The 15,940-nt window shown below is 59.5% G+C and carries 11 protein-coding genes and 2 pseudogenes; 8 read left to right on the top strand and 5 right to left on the bottom strand.

Annotated elements, in window-relative coordinates:
* Nucleotides 1–16 precede the first annotated feature (16 nt).
* Nucleotides 17–187, top strand: coding sequence for a hypothetical protein (locus LPJ38_RS36245; RefSeq protein WP_018648285.1), 171 nt, complete (start codon nucleotides 17–19; stop codon nucleotides 185–187).
* 170 nt (nucleotides 188–357) lie between these two features.
* On the opposite strand, the pseudogene LPJ38_RS36240 reads toward LPJ38_RS36245, so the two are convergent.
* The 3 genes and pseudogenes from LPJ38_RS36240 to LPJ38_RS36230 all read right to left on the bottom strand — a co-directional run.
* Nucleotides 358–605, bottom strand: a pseudogene (locus tag LPJ38_RS36240) (IS6 family transposase); the annotation flags it as partial.
* Between the two features lie 286 nt (nucleotides 606–891).
* Nucleotides 892–1,479: a GNAT family N-acetyltransferase gene (locus LPJ38_RS36235; RefSeq protein ID WP_063629895.1), complete on the bottom strand. Its 588-nt coding sequence runs from the start codon at nucleotides 1,477–1,479 to the stop codon at nucleotides 892–894.
* A gap of 249 nt (nucleotides 1,480–1,728) precedes the next feature.
* Nucleotides 1,729–2,553, bottom strand: a pseudogene (locus LPJ38_RS36230) (IS6 family transposase).
* 2,157 nt (nucleotides 2,554–4,710) lie between these two features.
* Between LPJ38_RS36230 and LPJ38_RS36225 the strand changes: the two are divergent.
* The 6 genes from LPJ38_RS36225 (at nucleotide 4,711) to LPJ38_RS36200 (ending at nucleotide 12,864) form a co-directional block, all read left to right on the top strand.
* Nucleotides 4,711–5,775 (top strand): IS630-like element ISRj1 family transposase, encoded by a 1,065-nt coding sequence (locus tag LPJ38_RS36225; RefSeq protein ID WP_011084514.1) that lies wholly within the window; start codon nucleotides 4,711–4,713, stop codon nucleotides 5,773–5,775.
* Nucleotides 5,776–5,792: 17 nt separating this feature from the next.
* The gene (locus tag LPJ38_RS36220; RefSeq protein ID WP_028144470.1) at nucleotides 5,793–6,629 is read left to right on the top strand and encodes a hypothetical protein; all 837 of its coding nucleotides are present in this window, start codon (nucleotides 5,793–5,795) and stop codon (nucleotides 6,627–6,629) included.
* 420 nt (nucleotides 6,630–7,049) lie between these two features.
* Nucleotides 7,050–7,810 (top strand): IS5 family transposase gene (locus LPJ38_RS36215; RefSeq protein WP_404437131.1). Its coding sequence is split into 2 segments (ribosomal slippage): nucleotides 7,050–7,406 and nucleotides 7,409–7,810, totalling 759 coding nucleotides; the frame shifts between segments, so codons are not numbered across the junction.
* Between the two features lie 1,269 nt (nucleotides 7,811–9,079).
* Nucleotides 9,080–11,446, top strand: a complete 2,367-nt coding sequence (locus LPJ38_RS36210) for an LPS-assembly protein LptD (protein ID WP_231088523.1) — start codon at nucleotides 9,080–9,082, stop codon at nucleotides 11,444–11,446.
* A gap of 17 nt (nucleotides 11,447–11,463) precedes the next feature.
* Nucleotides 11,464–11,655 carry a hypothetical protein gene (locus tag LPJ38_RS36205; RefSeq protein WP_014497849.1) on the top strand — a complete coding sequence of 64 codons (192 nt, stop codon included), beginning with the start codon at nucleotides 11,464–11,466 and terminating at the stop codon, nucleotides 11,653–11,655.
* A 507-nt stretch (nucleotides 11,656–12,162) separates the two neighbouring features.
* Nucleotides 12,163–12,864, top strand: coding sequence for a reverse transcriptase domain-containing protein (locus tag LPJ38_RS36200; protein ID WP_223153760.1), 702 nt, complete (start codon nucleotides 12,163–12,165; stop codon nucleotides 12,862–12,864).
* Here LPJ38_RS36200 and LPJ38_RS36195 read toward each other — a convergent pair.
* Both LPJ38_RS36195 and LPJ38_RS36190 read right to left on the bottom strand, forming a co-directional pair.
* On the bottom strand, nucleotides 12,754–14,511 hold the full coding sequence (locus LPJ38_RS36195) for a recombinase family protein (RefSeq protein WP_011084759.1): 1,758 nt from the start codon (nucleotides 14,509–14,511) through the stop codon (nucleotides 12,754–12,756). The two genes, LPJ38_RS36200 and LPJ38_RS36195, sit on opposite strands and share 111 nt — an antisense overlap.
* A 140-nt stretch (nucleotides 14,512–14,651) precedes the next feature.
* Entirely contained in the window at nucleotides 14,652–14,927 is a 276-nt protein-coding gene (locus LPJ38_RS36190; protein ID WP_231088522.1) for a ribbon-helix-helix protein, CopG family, read from the bottom strand.
* 188 nt (nucleotides 14,928–15,115) lie between these two features.
* Here LPJ38_RS36190 and LPJ38_RS36185 point away from each other — a divergent pair, with 188 nt between their 5' ends.
* Complete coding sequence (locus LPJ38_RS36185; RefSeq protein ID WP_011084761.1) at nucleotides 15,116–15,712, top strand: group II intron maturase-specific domain-containing protein; 597 nt, start codon at nucleotides 15,116–15,118, stop codon at nucleotides 15,710–15,712.
* Nucleotides 15,713–15,940: the final 228 nt, after the last annotated feature.

Here is a 15,940-nt window from a genome sequence, read left to right as displayed (position 1 = left end):
GTGGCGCTGCCTCAAGATGGATCCTGCAATCGACATCATCTTTGAGCTGACGATTGCCGATTGGCGCTCGAGCGAGGAGGCTGAGGCGCGGCCCGTTGAGGCAGCACGCATCTACCGCCGTGAAGATCGCACGGTGTGCGGCAGCATGAAATGGTCGGCGCGCAGCCTCATTGCCGATTCCTTGTAAGACGGGATGCCCGGGCCTTCTACCGGGCTGCGGAATGCTCCGCCGGAATTCTGTCGTGACCGCGCGCCGCCTTTGCTTCGTACTCGTCCTCGGGCGAGCGAAATCGACGCGTCAACAACCGGCTTTGATCATCGCGATTGTCGCGGTCGGTCAAGTGCATGCTCTCAGTCGTTTGAACGAGCGGGAGCGCGCGAGCGGATCCATCGGAGAACGCATTGCCGAAGTTTTCGTCTTACTGGCGCACGATTTCATAGGTCACGCCAATGCCACGCGCCGCCAGCACTTCAGCACGTCCTCGACCATGCGCAAGCTCGAGAGGAAGCCGGAAATACAACCAAGCGGCATAGCTGATTACTTCCGGTGGGAAGCGATGGCGGCGATAAAGAGGGGTCCGGGCGGTCGGCGTGCTGGTCGTCACCACCCCCTCGGCGGCTCCAATTCGTTAACTTAACGCCATCCAGAGTCTTCCGAAGCCGTCGACCAGATGTGTCTCGATCAGTCTGCTGTCTTCCTCATTTAGACGGCCCGACTTGTCGAACAGCGTCAGCGGAATGGTAGCTTCCCGACATCATGGAGCATCGCCGCGAGCCCGAGTCGCCCCAATACTTGCTGGCGAAATAATCAGCGCCGCCGCAGACAATACGTAAGCAGTGCTGAAAGGTGGCCCTCGTGAGCCAATGCGAACACAGGCTTTGAATTTCGCTTTATTTGGCTGCTCGCAACATTGGCGTGAGCGGCGGCGAAGAACCATGTTGTATTTTGCCAATGACCTCGAAGCCGTGGCTTTGATAAAAGGGGATGTGATCGGGATTCGAGCTTTCCAGATAGGCGGTAATGCCCTGCTCATCGCATCGTTGAAGAGCGTATTTCATCAACAATGTGCCAAGTCCTTGTCCGACCCAGTTCGGATCGGCCGCGATGAGAGGCAGGTACCAATGCGGCTCGGACGGATGATGTTCGGCCATTTCCTGCCGCAGGAGCGCCATATCTTCGGTGATCGCCGGGTTCAGGGACAGCGCCATTATTTCGTCTAACGCGGACTCGTCTTGCTGCACGCCAGGCGGCAGCCACAGGGCTGCGGCGCGGATCCCTTCCGTGACGTATGCTGTGCCGTGCTCGAATGCTGGTCCACCAGAGGCGTTAACGAACCGAGGCATGCTCCGAAGATATTGGCTTGCGTCAGGCCAACTCCACCGCATCAATGGATCGGCGGCAAAGCCGAGCACAATTGTCCAGACGGTGCTTGTTCGAATGTTTGCATTCGCACATTTGATATCCGACTCCGCCGGCATAATGTGGGTTCCAAATTTTCTGTCTACCTGTCAGAGTTACGTGGCACGACATAAAGAAGACGTGGCCGATCACCAGATTCCTGATATCGACCGGCTGCACCTGGGTTCTGCCCGCTGATGGTCATGTTCCGTAACGACTCAGAATAGATCCATCGCCCGGCACCGGCTCGCCGTGCTCAGCTTCCGGAGCGCTTTTTCATCACTGCAATCCCTGTGCCATACTGAATGTCGAGCGACGGCATCGTCAACTTAACCGACCGCTGAGCTGAAGGAGGCGCTTCTCAAAGGTTCGAGATTCGGCGATAGCGCTTGTCATGGAGATCTCGCGCCAAGTCGCAAAGGCTCGCTCGTGCCAAGCACGACGGAAGTCGGCAGTCAGGGCTCCGGGATAGGGGATGTGGAAAAGGTTCGAGACCTGATCGTGAACTGACAGAAATCGGTGGGCCTGGAGGAGTTGAAACGCATCATGATCCGCTCGCGTCGTCGCGTCGGCTGATGAGAATTCTCGGCCCGATTGTTGAGAACTTTGTGCTGGCGATGTTCGACCCAAAGGCCCGTCTTTGCCCTCGCAGCGCCGTACGAACGAAGCTTGTCCGTGATCATCACGCGCGGCGGCGTGCCGGCGGATTTCAAGAGCTTCTTCCTGAGCCGCTGCGCAGCGCGCGAGTCTCTTCCGCGCTGGATCAAGACGTCGAGAACGAAGCCATTCTGGTCGACAGCGCGCCAGAGCTAATGTTGTTCGCCCGCGATCGAGATAACGATCTCGTCCAGATGCCATTTGTCACCGCGAGCGGGAGCGCGCTCGCGGACCGATCGGAGAACGCCTTGCCGAATTTCGGTCCCCACTGGCGCACGGCTTCATAGGTCAACAGTGCCACGCGCCTCCAGCATTTCCTCGACTATGCGCAAGCTTAAGGGAAACGGGAACTACAACCAAACAACATATTGACGCCGCCCCGGTGGGCTGCGCCGACAGACTTTCAGCGGTTGCGCAAAAGTACGGTGCACTGCGTGAGCGGGCTGGTGAGCTCGAAATGACGCTGCAACGGAGCCGGACGGCGCGGTCGCGGCCATCTCGTTTGAGCATTCACGGTCGCAAATCGACGCAGAGCGCGGCCCAACCCAAACAACGTCGACTGGTAGAGAAGCGTTCGCCTGAGCTGAACTTCTTGAAGGTGGGGCGACCGCGAGTCACCGGACCCGGATTAACGAAGGTCGTCGAACGGCCCACGAAACCCTCGCCAAGGCGTGGGAGGCGAAATCCGCTGCTGCTGGCGCGTTCCAGTCGGCGAGCGCTCGCTGCGAGGAAGCTGCCGCGGGAATGGAGGCCGCGAAGAATCGCCGCGCTTCAGCCGAAGGGGCCTTCAATATGGCCTGTCAGGATATCGCCCGGTCGCAGGGTCAGGTGTTCCCGCTGATTGCCACCGACCCGGCTGTGTCCAGAGCGCTACGAACACGAACTCAAGAGCTCGACCGAACCGTAAATGATACGGACGCCGCCGTCCTGATGCGTCGGGACGACCTGGAGAGATCGCTGGAAGGGCTGACGCGGAGGCATCGACTGACGCCGTTGCAACCCTGACAACGGAAATCGATGCTCAACGAGCTGCCGATTGGCGTGAAGCATGTCCCGGGCGCGGGAATTCAGGACAATCTGGGCGACAAGGCGAAGAAGCTCGGCATCCCGGTCTGAAAATTCGGCGGCGCGTGAGCGCCGCAAATTTCTACTACCCGACTTGAGCGACGAAATCGCGCAACTTTCGCTCCGCTTCCTCCGCCGCCTTCTCTACGGCAGGAAAGTTCGTGGCCCACACCTCAGCCAACTCCGGAAACTCCATTCGCGCCTCGGCCGGGTTTCAGCGGTAGGGAAATTTGTCGTACCACGTTACTCTTTCGACGCTTGAGGGTCAGAAGCGCTACGCTTCCGCTTTTCAGTTCAACAGCAGCAGCTGTGAGCGCCAGAACCTCTGAGACACGGCCGCCACTTTGCAATAGCACCGTATAGGAAAGTCGGCGTGCAGGATCGAGCCCTTGTGCCGCGCGACGGAAGCGACGGCGCTCCGGTAGTGTCAGGTATTGTCGAATACCCGATGTCGAAAAATAGAGCGAGCTCTCCGCACAAGGGAGCCGGGGGGCTCGCGGTCGAGCGGACGATTGATTTCACAGATGGTAGATGGACTGCCGCTGTCCTTAAATGAGGAGGGGAAATGTCGCGTCCCGTATTCGTCGTAGGATTGATTGCAGTCTGCTCCTTCTTTCTTTGCCACCATAGACCGCAGCACAGGGACAGCTGTGCGATCCGTGCCTACGCTCAGGTGAGAAATGCTGCGGTCTGCAGCCGTCTGGTTCGGCGCGCGTTCAATGTAGCGTCGGTTATGGATACGAGCGCACCGGCGCCGAACGTCGCTGTCGCCAGAACCAGCGGAAGTGTTCTCACCACTGACAGAGCGACAATACACTCCTGACGTGGTGCCTTGGAAAAAGATGCCCCATGAAAATGGGAGCGCAGTCCCCTGCGCTCCGGTCGTTCTTACCATATACGGAAACGGTCACGCTGCCCGTTGCATCACAGCTGTAGCTCTGATCATCGCTAAAGTTCTGATGACAATATTTGGACTATGGACCGGGATGCCACCCCTTCTTGCGCAGCGTGTTGTCAGAACTTTAACAGAGTCGATTGTCAGCTCTGAAACAATGTCTGACTTCCGACGCTACAAACATTCGTAGAAGACGCAGAGCAGCTGCGATTTTCATCGACACGTCCCTTGCTTGGTTCGCGGACGAACATCTCGGATCGCTTTTCCAGGGGGGGGTGCTGAAGGTTGCCTTCTCGCGTGTCGCCACGAGCGCCGTGGTCGTCAGCTTACTCTGAGGCAACATGAAACTAGGCTTCAAGCAATAAGGTCGCGTTGGCTTGGCGTCTCCGCCCTCAGCGGTCGGACTTATCAGACGTGATGCCGACGGCCATTTGTTCTTAGGACATCGAGATTGTCGATCTGCTCAGCAAGGGGTTTATACCCGGACGTCGTTTGGCGAACGCAAGTGACAAGCGTCCGCAAACAACAGGGGCCTTTGGCATGAATGTGGCATCAGGGCTCAGTGCAGGGCGGACATCGGTTAGCACGTGATGCCCCAAAACATCGGGGTGAAGGAACTTCTGATGAGGGCCGTATCGATTGAGTTCGCTAGTACCCACTTTTCTTGGAACGTGAGTCGTGATTCAAGGTCGGGATGATACCCGAAGCAAGAGAAGTCCACCTTTCGAGGAAAGATCGCAAGGTGCTTGAGGCGTGCTGTCGCTCACCGGTGACGTTGCAGCGCGATTTGAAGCGGGCGCGGATAGTTCTGTTGGCGGCGGATGGGCGCAGCACCCGGTCGATCGCCAAGGAAGTTGGGGTCCAGCCGCGGATTGTCAGCCTTTGGCGGCATCGCTATGCCGACCATGGCCTTGAAGGGCTGCAAGACAAGCCGCGGCCTGGCAAGCAGCCGATCTATACGAAGACGACCGACAAGCGGATTCTGAAGCTGCTGGATAAGCCGCCACCGCAAGGGTTTGCGCGCTGGACCGGCCCCCTGCTGGCCGAGGCGCTGGGCGATGTCGATGTCCAATATGTCTGGCGGTTCCTGCGCAGCCACAAGATTGACCTGGTGGCTCGCAAGTCCTGGTGCGAGAGCAACGACCCGAACTTTACGGCCAAAGCCGCCGATGTTGTCGGCCTCTATGTCGCGCCGCCGGCGAAGGCCATTGTGCTGTGCGTGGACGAGAAGCCCTCGATCCAGGCTTTGGAGCGAGCGCAGGGTTATCTGAAGTTGCCCAATGGCCGCGCCTTAACCGGCCAAAGCCACGATTACAAGCGGCATGGCACCACAACATTGTTTGCGGCGCTCGAAGTCGCCACCGGAAAGATCATCGCGACCCATTCAAAACGCCGGCGCCGCGTCGAGTTTCTCGATTTCATGAACAGCGTCACCGCGACTTTTCCGAACCGCAAGCTTCACGTCATCCTCGACAACCTCAACACCCATAAAAAGAACGAGGACTGGCTCAAGGCCCACCCCAACGTGCAATTTCATTTCACGCCGACAAGTGCGTCATGGCTCAATCAGGTCGAAGTATGGTTTTCCATCTTGCAGGGGCAGTCGCTCAGCGGCACCTCCTTCACGAGCCTCAAGCAGCTTCAGGAACACATCGATGCCTACGTCAACGCATACAACGACAGAGCCGAGCCCTTCGTCTGGACCAAGAAAAAGGTCCGTCAACGCCGTTTCAAAGGCCGCCGTATCACTCAGCTCTGATTCCGGGTACTAGGCTGGTGTTTTTGTACTTCGTGAGCGTGCTTGCGGCCTTGCTTTTGCTGGTGGTGAGCAACCGCGGAGCCATGGCAAAACGCTCCGGCTATCGGAGTGATTGTGCCGGGATGCTGATTGTTTCTTCCATCCTACTTGTTGATAATTTTCAGTCGGAATGCCAAGCCCTCCATCTTTTCAGTGACAACCAGCCCATACGAGGGGAGCTCTTTGAGCGGGGTGCGGATCTGTTCAGCTTCAATGGGGCTAATGCGGGTGCACCGTGCAACGCTGTATTGGCTCCTGTGATTCTTCCAGCGCCCTCGCGTCTGCGCTATCGATCGATGACGCTGAGCAGTGACGAGCCGTCAAATTATCCCGACGAAGACGTTCTAAAGAGGAGAGCAGACAAAGGGCCTCGAGTGGCGTCGTTCGCTCCTGCAAGATCGTTCCGGCAGAATGGTCCGGCTCTCCGTGCGGAGGCGCCTGTCGGTTCGATGCTGATGCAGAGGCTAGTTTCTTTGGCATCTCATAGTTTTACGACCTCGGCCGGGGTCAAAATTAGCTTCACGTTGATTATGGCGTCAAACCCGAGCGGTACTGCTTTTGGTCCACAGGTCTTAATGGATGCCGACAGTAAAGCTTTGGTCTGCGAGATCTCGCCCATGGATGCGGAAAGCATCTCTGCGTTTCGGCACTCGCTGGCGCAAGCCTTTGTTCAACAAGCGGCGAATCCCGGTGGGGGGCTCCCGAGCAAGGATGTCGATGATTTGTTTGCGAACAACTGGGCTGCTAATGCAACAAATGGCATTATGGGCGGTTGCCTGCTCGGGAATAATAATGAAAGCGGAAGGATAGTGTAGCGCAGCACATGGGTTGTCACGAACTCCACGAACGAGTCCGGGCCGCCAGATCCGGAATGTCCCTCTTCAACTCCTGTAACAGGAGGGCGTAATTCGCCCGATATGCTCGTCGCCCAGCCATTCCATGTCGTCGAGCACCGCCCGCTGGCCGTGGAGCGAGCCGAATTGAAAAGTGCAGTGCCTGCCGTCGCTTGATAATCGTGTGGACGCGTCGGGTTGCGGGCCATTAGCGGACAACTGGCAGGCAGCTCTTCATAGCTTAGGCGTCGGCGATCGACCATCTGGTCCGTCCCATCGAACACAGGCGGCGCGCCCTCATCAATTGCCATCTGGGCTGACGAGCGCTTGCGCGCACTAGGGTCTGTACCTAAATAGCGCCACGTGATTCTCTTGCCTACGTGTTGATTCGGGGGCGAGAGAATGCGCGCTGGTTTGTTTTGGCTGAACGACAGGCAATGGGCGCGTATCGAACCGCATCTGCCGAGGGGACTGACGGGGCCGGATCGGGACGACGACCGACGCATCGTCAGCGGCATCATTCACATGCTGCAATCGGGTGCACGATGGCGTGATTGTCCACGTGAATACGGCCCTTACACGACGATCTACAATCGCTTCAATCGCTGGGCCAAGCGAGGACGATGGTGCGCAATCTTCGAAGCGCTGGCCAAGCCTGGCGAAGACGGCGTCGTACTGTCGCTCGACTCGACCTCGATTAAAGCTCACCGGTGTGCCTCCGGCGGAAAAGGGGGGAGCACAATCAAGCAATCGGCCGCTCGCTCGGAGGCCGCACGACAAAAATCCATGCGCTGAGCGATCCGCTCTGCCGGCCGGTCGTCCTGCATCTGACTCCAGGCCAGGATGCCGATATCGCTGCGGCTCCCGATGTCCTGGCGCTCGCGCCACCCATGAGCGTGCTCCTCGCCGACAAAGGGTATGATGGCGACAAGCTTCGCGGCGCAATCATTCGTCGTGGCGCCAAGCCCGTAATCCCCAATAAATCTAACCGTGTCGTCATCCATCGCTTCAACAAACGCGCCTACAAAGGACGAAATGTCATCGAACGCTGCTTTTGCAGGCTCAAGGACTTCCGGCGCATCGCCACGCGATATGACAAGCTCGCCCGTAATTTTTTGGCCGCTGTTCATCTCGCCGCTCTCGTCGCATATTGGCTCAATTGAGTCTGGACCCTAGTGCAATCGTGCGTTCCACCAACTACCGATATCACTGCCAAGGACTCGATTGTCTGGTTCGGACCAATGTCCACAACCGGACGCATGTACCATGAACAAACCCGCTTGAGGATCTCCATCTTCGAGCGGCACGCAGCTTGCTTCGTTTGCGCAGGCGCTCGTTATTGGACAGGAAGGGGCAGCGGAGTGCATGATGCGATCTGGAGTTCGTCTTTGGGAAGCCACAACCATTGCGCTTCTAGCCCGCGGCAGGCCGGCCCGGCCGACTTTGGGCCAGCAGTGAAGCTGTGTCTGATCCTCTGGCACCAATCCGCAAACGGCGGAGCAGAACACAACATTGGCCTCTGGCCCCGACGGTTGCGTTATTCGCGGCTTCGGCCTGAGCCTTCCCATTCTGCACATCAACGGTTTCACCCGCTCGCGCTTCACCGCATGGCTCCCGGCCCGCATAATGGCCGTCATGCGCCGGGGGGCGTGAAACGGCCGATTAGCAAGCAGCTGGCATATTCGCCGCAACAACAACAGATCAGCATCCTTCGGAGTAGGTCGCAGCTGACAGATATCGGAACGACCCACGCGAACCAAGTGGCATGGTCGGCGGACCGACAGTTCGTCAAAGCTTTGGCCAATGAGCGCGGACTGCTCGTGTTCCTGATCCCTTTGCTGAAAAAGCTGCCGCCCAAGATCGCCTATCGGAGACGCGGAGTTTCTCCGCGATCGGCATTTCGCGCTCCGCCCATAGCGCTGCTGCTGCTCCTGGGCTCTCGCAGCTTGCTCCAGTAGCTGTGCTTCCAGGCATAGTTCGGTTCGGATGAACCTGATAACCCGTCAGATCAGCCATCACATGCTTCCGCAAACCTTCCAGCGCGACGCCTTCAGCACGAATTCCCTGGGCCGAAGCGAGGCCGACTTGAAGAGATTTCAGCGTAGCGGTTCGCGTCGATTGCCGAGGGTTTCTGCGCAACCGCAAGAGGGCTGGAGCCAGTGCTACGGCTCGATGCCGAGAATTTAAGGTAACGTGTTCACCATTTTCCTGCTCGCTGTTGTGGCTAGTTGTATCAGGACGTCAAGTAAGTGTGAGTTCATGCAACTGGAGACTTCGGTCTGGCCGCCAGTCTGCGTTGGCCGCTTCATCAGATTGTTGGCCTTGCTGACCCGACGGAAAGGTTAGTGGCTGTGGCTGCGCATCGTCACAAACTGACTGCGGTTGCGCCAGGGCACGATCCGTGGCTCTTCACGTCGCTAGTCTGCGACTGCTTGCTTGCCATAGCCGTTGTCATCGCGACTGGTTTCGGCCCCGTCGTAAAGGCATCGGCGCAGAACGTCTCCTACAATACGCAGCCGCCGCGTCCGAAGCCGCCGAAGGCCGCCAACGACAACCAGATGCTGGTTCAGGCGACCGAGGTCGTCTACGACTACAATAATTCGCGGATCTCGGCGGTCGGTAACGTCCAGCTGTTCTACAACGGCACCAGCGTCGAGGCTAACAAGGTCGCCTACGACCAGAAGACCAAGCGGCTCCATGCCGAAGGCAACATCCGCATGACGGATGCCGAGGGCAAGATCACCTATGCCGAGACGATCGATCTGTCCGACGACTATCGCGACGGATTCGTCGGTTCGCTCCGGGTCGATACCGCCGACCGGACACGGATGGCCGCAACGCGCGCCGACCGTTCCAGCGGCAACTACACCGTGTTCGAGAACGGCGTCTACACGGCCTGCGCTCCGTGCAAGGACGATCCGAAGAAGCCACCGCTCTGGCAGGTCAAGGGTGCCCGCATCATCCACGACCAGCAGGAGAAGATGCTGTACTTCGAGACGGCGCAGCTCGAGTTCTTCGGCGTGCCGCTCGCTTACATGCCCTACTTCTCGACGCCCGACCCGACCGTGAAGCGCAAGTCCGGCTTCCTGATGCCGGGCTTCACCTCGAACACGGGCTACGGCTACGGCGTGGAGGTCCCGTTCTACTGGGCGATCGCGCCCGATATGGACGTGACCTTCAACCCGCGCATCACCTCCAGGCAGGGCGTGCTGTTCCAGGCGGAGTTCCGCCAGCGCCTGATGGGCGGCGCCTACCAGATCCGTGCTTACGGCATCGACCAGCTCGATCGCGGCGCCTTCGCCGGGCAGCCCGGCGACCGCCAGTGGCGCGGCGCCGTCGAGACCAAGGGTCAGTTCGCGCTGAACGACAAATGGGTCTGGGGTTGGGACGGCGTCGTGATGTCCGACTACTATTTCTTCTCGGACTACCGCCTGTCGCAGTACCGTGACCCGCTCGGTTCGTTCCTGAACCTGCCGACCGACGCGGTCTCGCAGCTCTATCTGACCGGCGCCGGCAATCGCAGCTTCTTCGATGCGCGCACGATGTACTGGCGGAGCTTCTCGGGCAACCAGGACAAGGTCCCGATCGTCTACCCCGTGATCGACTACTCGAACGTGCTCAACTATCCGGTGTTCGGCGGCGAGTTCAGCTACAAGACCAACTCCGTCAACCTGTCGCGTGACAGCGCCGTGATCGATCCGATCACCACGCTCGCCAACACCAACAGCCTGTGCACGACGGCGTCGGCCGATCCGCTCGCGCGCACGCCATCGCAGTGCCTGCTGCGCGGCTTCCCCGGCACCTATACCCGCCTGTCGGCGGAAGCGCAGTGGCGCAAATCCTTCACCGACCCGCTCGGCCAGATCTGGACGCCGTTCGCCGGCCTGCGCGCCGATGCAATCAACTCCTCGGTCTCGAACCAGCCGGGCGTGTCGAACTACCTACCGGTCGGCGACACCCAGGCATTCCGCCTGATGCCGACGGTCGGCCTCGAATACCGCTATCCCTTCATCAACGTTCAGCCCTGGGGCTCGACCACCGTCGAGCCGATCGCGCAGATCATCATCCGCCCGAACGAGACTTATGCCGGCAAGTTTCCCAACGAGGATGCGCAGAGTTTTGTATTCGAAACGTCGAACCTGTTCAGCGTCGACAAGTTCTCCGGTTACGACCGCGTCGAGGGCGGCGGCCGCGCCAATGTCGGCGTGCAGGCCACCACGCAGTTCGACAAGGGCGGCGCGGCCAAGGTGCTGTTCGGCCAGTCCTACCAGCTGTTCGGCATGAACTCCTACGCGGTCCGGGACTCCATCAACACGGGCCTCGATTCCGGTCTCGACAAGCCCCGCTCCGACTACGTGGCGAGTATCGACTACTCGCCCAACCGCACCTACACCTTCAGCGTCCGCTCCCGCATGGACGAGCAGACCTGGAACGTCCAGCGTTTCGAGGCCGAAGGCCGCGCCAACTTCGATCGCTGGTCGATCAGCGTGATGTACGGCAACTACGCGGCACAGCCGGAGCTCGGCTATCTGACCCGCCGCGAAGGCATCCTCACCACCGGCTCGCTGAAGGTCGCGACCAACTGGGTGGTCACGGGCTCGGCGCGCTGGGACCTCGAGGCCAACGAGATCAACCAGTATGTGGTCGGTGCCGGCTATGTCGACGATTGCTTGGTGCTGGGATTGAACTATCTGAAATCCTACAATTATACGGTAGGCGGCGTGCCCCCCGTCTTGAATGAGACCTACATGCTAAGTATAGGTCTACGAACATTCGGGACGATCGCAATCGGCTTCTGAGGCACGGATAGCGGCGCATGCGGGTCACGTCGGGGGACGTCACCACCACGACCGAGGCGCGCAATAGCGGGCAGGCGGTCACGGCTGTGCTGGGAAAGCTCGAGTTCGACGAACGCGCAGAACTGTTCCACTTCAGCCATGTCGGTTTTGGGCGCGCGAGATCGCGGCTTTGGGTCATGACGTCAAACTGCTGCTACCTCAATATGTGAAGCCATTCGGTGCGCCCCGACGGCGCGTATTACCAGTGGAGGAAGGATCCACCCAGAGAGTTGTCGATTGATCTGGTAGCTGACGAGCGGTTTGGACGAGCAATCGGACGGATCGAAGCCTCGTGACAAAGGTCGCTTTAGGCGGCCGAGCAATCCAGCGGGCCGTAACGTGAGTGAAGCCTGAGCACGCCTCGAAAGTTACGATGTGAATGCCGACCCGATCGTATGGCGGGGAAGGCCGTGCGGACAGGGAAGCAATCGACGCACGCACCTGTCTGGTTCACCGGGGTAATGGGCACGGCACGTTGGAAAGGTAGTACGGGTAATCGGGGGAGACCCGTCTTGGTCGAAGGTCGCGCCTTCAGCATTGAGTAGTCGATGGACCGGACGGGAGTCGGACAGGGTCAAAGGTACCGATGAAACCGGGTAATTCCGGCGGAGGAAAGGACCCTGACTTCAGGTGCGCTTTTGAAGATGGCGAGGGAAAGGGTAGATTGGCGATGAGCCTTGAAACGCCCGATAAGATCAGGAGCCTTCAGAGAAAGAAAGCTTTATTGTAAGGCGAAGGCGGAGCCTGCCTTCCGCTTCTACGTGCTGTACGACAAGATCTGCCGCGAGGACATTCTGAGCCATGCCTACAAGCTGGCCCGCGCCAACGCGGGTGCGCCGGGAGTGGACGGAATAACTTTCGAACAGATCGACGCGTCGGGACTCGAAGCATGGTTGGCTGGCCTGCGCGATGAACTCGTCACGAAGACCTATCGGCCCGATCCGGTGCGGCGGGTGATGATCCCGAAGCCCGGCGGCGGCGAACGTCCGCTCGGTATCCCAACAATCCGGGACCGGGTCGTCCAAGCTGCTGCAAAGATCGTGCTGGAACCGATCTTCGAGGCGGATTTTGAGGACGGAGCTTATGGATATCGCCCGCGCCGCAACGCGGTCGATGCCGTCAAGGAAGTGCACCGGCTTATGTGCCGGGGCTACACAGATGTTGTTGACGCCGATTTGTCGAAATACTTCGACACGATACCGCACTCGGACCTCCTCAAATCGGTGGCCCGACGCATCGTCGACCGGAATGTGCTGCGGCTGATTAAGTTATGGCTGCGAGTACCGGTCGAGGAGCGGGATAGCAACGGGAAACGGCGCATGAGCGGCGGTAAGAGCAACAAGTGTGGCACGCCACAGGGGGGTGTCATGGTTCCCTGAACGCAAAAGATAACTTTGCGGTGGGGGAGCGGTCACGGAGCTATTGGCGGCGCCGGGCGCCTTTCCACCGGGAGGGGTGGGTGGGAGGGGGATGGAGTGGCGGATGACGATCTTGTCGTCGCCAACGAGGACTTCCTTCACGAGAAGGCGCAGCACGCGTTGGCGTTCGATTATATCGAGCGCGCCGACGGACGAGCGGAGGCGCTCGAGGAAGCTAGTCACGGATTCAGCGAGACGCAGACAAACCTCCTGCTCCTGCGATTGGTCTTCGATCGCCTGCAGCGCCGACAAGCAAGCCTGTTCGCGGCTACGCAAATCGGGCATGCGACTGCGCAGCTCTTCAAGTGAGAGAAGGCTCTCTTGATAGGCCGTGAGGAGACGCTCGATGCTTTTCCGGGAACGCGCAAGATCGCGGCGAAGCGTTTCCTCCCGGCGCTGTGTGGGATCGGAGTTGCGCGCCGCCTTGAGCCGGCGCTCAAGTTCGTCTTCGATGAGCTGTCGGTCTTCAAGTAAACGCGCGATCTCTTTCCATACCACCTCGTCCAGCAAATCCTGGCGCGTCGGGCGACTGTCGCAGACCGGCCCGCCGAGCCGGCGCCAGCCATCCGAGCCCAAGCAGCGGTAGTAATGGATGGTTCGAGCGCTCGACCTGGTCGAGGTGCGATAGAGCCCATAGCCGCATTTGGCGCAGCTCAACAATCCTTGCAGGGCGCTCGGCGTGATCGTGCGTCGCGGGGCATGCTTCTTGTTGGCTTCCAAAAGCTCGTTCGCCAATGCGAAGGTCTCTTCGCTGATGATGGTCGGCACAGGGATTTCGATCCACTCTGTGCGAGGAAGCTCATGATTTGCGCTATTGCGAGGAGCGACGCCGCCGCGCAATCGCAACGGCCGCGTCACACGCATGCGCGGCGCGATCCGCGTCTTGCCAAAGCAGGCCGTTCCTTTATACGCGGGATTGCGCAGCATCGCCCAGACCGTCGAGCGCTCCCAGCGGCCTGTTTCTTTGGCTGTCGGAATCTGGCGCTCATTGAGCAGGCGCGTGATGGCGCCGATGCTGTGGCTTTTTGCGGTGTAAAGCTCGTAGACCCAGCGCACGATACCGGCCTGTCGCTCGTCGATCTCATAATAGGCGGCAGAGTGATCGGTCTTGCGCTTGTAGCGATAGCCAAACGGAGCGCCGGAAAGCACGCTCACTTGGCCTTGAAGGGCGCGATGGCGCTTCCCTCGCCGCGACCGTTCCAGGATTTGCGCGCGTTCATATTCGGCGATCATGCCCTGAAACTGCAGCAGCAGCTCGTCTTCCGGCGTCGCTGCCCGTCTCGAGCGAATGAACAAGACTTCGACGCCGGCGCGCGCGAACTCTTCGATAAGAAGGATTTGATGCGCATAGCGCCGGCTCAGCCGATCGGGAGCGTAGACGAGCACGGCTTGGATCCGCCCTTCTGCGGCGAGGTCGCGCAGTCGTTCAAGTCCGGGGCGCAACAAGCTCGCGCCGCTATAGCCGTCGTCTTCGATCACCCATTCCGCCGGCACGTCGCAGTTCTGCTCGCGCGCGAAAGCGATCAGCGCGCTCGTCTGACTGGCGATCGTGTTCTCCTCCTTCTGTTTGTCCGACGACACTCTGGCGTAAATCGCGGCGGTCTTCATCTTCGCCTCCCGTCACATCGGCGCCAGCGCGCGCGAAGCGCACCTGATCTGGAACGAGAATTTCGTAAACCTGTTCAAGTTTGACGGCGACGAGGCGATCGAACGCAAATTCGAGTCGAACGTCGCGTTTTTTTCGCCGCTCAGCCATCTTCGCGGACAGACGCGAGATAAGCGGCCACCGCTCGGCGCATCACCTCGCTTGCCGAAAGCCTGGAAGCCGTCGCATGCGTCTGGAGTTTTTGGGCAAGATCGGCCGGCATCTTCAGGGAGAGCGTCACTGATGGCTGCGGCGCGGGAAGGAGCCGCTCCCTGCTTTTGGCCACTTCGAGATAGCGATAGGCCTGCCGCAGCGACAAGCCGCTTTCGCGCGACAGCACCAAGGCCGCCTCCGCCATGCCGATTTTCTTCGCGAGCAAGCGTCGCGCCGCCCTCAGCCGCTCGGCTTTCTGCGCTTGCGTCGATCGAATCATATGACATAACGGTATTACCTTTTGCGTCTCAAATCAACAACGGCTCTATCACGCCAGCCGACGATGACGCGTTCAAAGCGGAAGTTATCTTTTGCGTTCAGGGAGCCATCAGTCCGCTGCTCTCCGTCATCTACATGAACCGGTTCCTGAAGCATTGGCGTCTCAGCGGTCGGTGTGAAGCATTCCATGGCCAGATTATCTCCTATGCCGACGACTTCGTCATTCTCAGCCGCGGCCACGCGGAAGACGCATTGACGTGGACGAAAGCGGTGATGACCAAGCTTGGGCTGACACTCAACGAGACTAAAACCTCGGTGAAGAATGCCCGATTGGAAAGCTTTGACTTCCTTGGGTACACGCTCGGACCCCGCCACTTCCGCAATGGGGGGCGGTGGTATCTTGGCGCGGCTCCGTCGAAGAAAAGCGTGCTGCGGATCAAGAGGAAGGTCAGCGAACTGCTGACGCCGGGCAACAAGGGCGCTTGGCCCGAAGTACAAGCACGACTGAACCGCCTTCTGCGCGGCTGGTCCGCTTACTTCAGCTATGGCTCGCTTGCTACGGCTCATCAGGCCGTTGATCGACACGTCTTTGACCGCGTGCTCGCCTTTCTGCGCAGACGACATAAGACGCCAGGACGTGGCGTCAGACGGTTCTCTGATCAGATCTATGGGAACCCTGGCGTACTTGTGCTGAACCGCGTGCGCAAAGTGTCGCCGACGTGCGCCTTGTGACGAAACCTGTCGGAAAGCCGGATGCGGGAAAACCGCACGTCCGGTTTGATGAGCGGGGAGAGGAAACGGAACGCGCAACAAGCGCATCACCGCGCCTCTCCTCGACTCTACTCAAGCGCGGGAAGACTGATGCTGCCGACGCAGAGGCGATCAGCGAAGCTGTCGCGCGCAATACCATGCGCTTCGTCCCGGTTCGTCGAACACTGCAATCACGTCCGCTATCATGAG

Source organism: Bradyrhizobium daqingense (assembly GCF_021044685.1).
GTDB classification, from domain to species: domain Bacteria; phylum Pseudomonadota; class Alphaproteobacteria; order Rhizobiales; family Xanthobacteraceae; genus Bradyrhizobium; species Bradyrhizobium daqingense.
This window is presented reverse-complemented; position numbering and strand designations above follow the sequence as displayed.